This window comes from Alcanivorax sp. HI0083, assembly GCF_001635175.1.
Map to the genome: position 1 here is coordinate 1 of NZ_LWFX01001450.1, position 1,831 is coordinate 1,831.

3 protein-coding genes are annotated in these 1,831 nt (G+C 63.8%); 2 read left to right on the top strand and 1 reads right to left on the bottom strand.

The features are described from left to right. On the top strand, positions 1-808 hold an 808-nt coding region (locus tag A3754_RS21930), incomplete at its 5' end, for a LysR family transcriptional regulator (RefSeq protein WP_063521333.1). Positions 809-880: 72 nt separating this feature from the next. Then, a complete protein-coding gene (locus tag A3754_RS21935) occupies positions 881-1,408 on the top strand; it encodes a DUF4136 domain-containing protein (RefSeq protein WP_063521334.1) in 528 nt (175 codons plus the stop codon). Here the strand turns inward: A3754_RS21935 and A3754_RS21940 are convergent. Next, positions 1,392-1,831 (bottom strand): sensor histidine kinase KdpD (locus A3754_RS21940; protein WP_197468778.1); only part of this gene is annotated, 440 nt, incomplete at its 5' end. The genes A3754_RS21935 and A3754_RS21940 overlap by 17 nt on opposite strands.

Genomic DNA, 1,831 nt, shown 5'->3' on the forward strand with positions numbered 1-1,831 from the left:
GAGCCAGTCGGCGATCAGTTACGCCGTGCAGAAGATCGAAACCGAGCTGGGCGTGCGCGCCTTCACTCTGGAGGGGCGCCGCGCCAAGCTCACCGAAACCGGGCAGATGCTGTACCGGCAGGCCAAGGTACTGGTGGAAGAGGCCAACCGCATCGAAAGCGCCGCCATCCAGCTGAGTCAGGGCTGGGAGCCGCTGGTGCGGGTGGCCGCCGACGGCCTGTTCCCCCAGCACTGCATGCTTTCCGCGCTGGATGCCTTTGCCCAGCACAGCCCGCTGACCCGGGTGGAGTACAGCGAAACCATCCTGTCAGGCTCCGATGAAGCCCTGCTGCGCAAGGAAGCGGATTTGGTGGTGGGCGGGCGTGTGCCACCGGGGTTTTTCGGCGACCCCTTGATGCGGGTACGCTTTCTGGCGGTGGCCGCCGCCGACCACCCGCTGGCCCTGGCCGATCACCTGACCCACGAAGACCTCCGCCAGCACCGCCAGATCGTGATCCGCGATTCCGGCAGCCGCCGTATTGATTCCGGCTGGCTGGGCGCCGAACAGCGCTGGACCGTCTCCCATTCTTCCACCCGCATCGCGGCGATCCGCCGTGGGCTGGGCTTTGCCTGGGTGCCGGAGGCCGAAATCGGCGACGCCCTGGAGACCGGTGCGCTGAAGATACTGGCCCTGGATGAAGGCGTGGAGCGTATGGTGGATCTGTATCTGATTTATGCCGATGGCCAGTATGCGGGCCAGGCCGCGCGCTATCTCGGGGAACGGATTCGCGATGCGGCTGCCTTATCTTGTCCAGGGGTGACCGTTTAAATAGCCATCCTCACCCGGACATGACACACCGGGCGTAGAATAAGGATTCGAGCTCAACGTCAGGAGATTGCCATGCAACGATTACCGATTCCGGCCTTACTGGTGCTCACCACGGCACTGCTACTCAGCGCCTGTGTCAGCCCGGTGGTGATCGACAGTCAGTCCGGCGCCGATCTGCAGCAATACCGCACCTACGCCTTTGTACCCCAGGACCAGGACAAACCCCGTGAGCTGGATGACCAGCGCGCCCAGGCTGCCCTGAAACAGGCACTGGCCGCCAAAGGTCTGTCTGCCGCCCCCCCTGACCAGGCCGATGTGCAGGTGAAACACTTCTTCAAACGCGAGCAGCGCTTCGATGGCTCCACCCTCCAGTTCGGCTTCGGCTTTACCCGCAACAACATTGGCCTGGGCGCCAGCACTCCCACCGAGGGTGAAATCAGCGAGGAATACAAACTGGTGGTGCAACTGATTGATCAGCAGAGCAAGGATGTGGTCTGGCAGGCCACCAGCCGCGACGAGCTCCACGATGACATGAGCAGCGAACGCCGCAGTGCACATATCGAAAAAGCCGTCGAGGACATGTTCAAACGGTATCCGTAACCGGCCAGCTCAAGGTGGCGCGGAGCCCGGCGCCGGCACGGTTTTCCAGCGCCAGTTGACCGCCACTGCGGGCCATCACCGAGGCGACAATGGCTAACCCCAGACCGGTTTGCCCCCGGTCTCCCCGGTGCCCGCGCGTACACAATGCCTCCGCATTGCCCGTTATCCCCGGCCCCTGATCTTCCACATGGATATGCAAGTCCGTCGCATCCGCCACCACCCGAATCCACACCGGCTCGCCCGGCGGTGTATAGCGCAACGCGTTCTCCAGCAGGTTGCGTAATGCCAGGCTGGCCAGGGAAGGAGACGCCAAGGTCATTGCAGCACACGCCACGTCATCCCGCTGCACTGCCGCACGCTGCGGATGCCCGGCGAGTTGGGCCAGACTGTCATCGATAACCGCCTGCACCGGGCGCGGACAAC